This window comes from Pseudomonas sp. 67(2021) (assembly GCF_017491835.1).
Classification (GTDB): Bacteria; Pseudomonadota; Gammaproteobacteria; order Pseudomonadales; family Pseudomonadaceae; genus Aquipseudomonas; species Aquipseudomonas atacamensis.
Window position 1 is genome coordinate 1 of the sequence record NZ_JAFGYL010000084.1, and the last position, 476, is coordinate 476.

Genomic DNA, 476 nt, shown 5'->3' on the forward strand with positions numbered 1-476 from the left:
TTCATCGGCATCGAAGGCGCCAGCGTCTATTCGGCTCGCGCAGAAAAACGCAGCGACGTCGGCCGCGCCACGGTGATCGGGTTTCTCGGCGTGCTGGCGCTGCTGGTACTGGTCAACGTGCTGTCGCTGGGGATCATGAGCCAGCCGGAACTGGCCAATCTGCAGAACCCTTCACTGGCAGCGGTGCTCGAGCACATCGTCGGGCCGTGGGGTGCGTTACTGATCAGCATCGGGCTGGCGATTTCCCTGCTCGGTGCATTGTTGTCCTGGGCCTTGCTCTGCGCGGAGATCCTCTTCGCCACGGCCAAGGACAAGACCATGCCGGCGTTCCTGAAGAAGGAAAACAAGAACCACGTGCCGGTCAATGCGCTGTGGCTGACCAATGTGATGATCCAGATTTTCCTGCTGATCACGCTTTTTTCGGCGGGCACTTACACCAGTCTGATTTACCTGGCCTCGTCGATGATTCTGGTGCC

At 59.7% G+C, this 476-nt stretch carries 1 protein-coding gene; it reads left to right on the forward strand.

The window, feature by feature from the left end:
- A partial coding sequence (locus J5M66_RS26620) for an amino acid permease (RefSeq protein ID WP_207817544.1) occupies positions 1 to 476 on the forward strand: 476 nt, incomplete at both ends.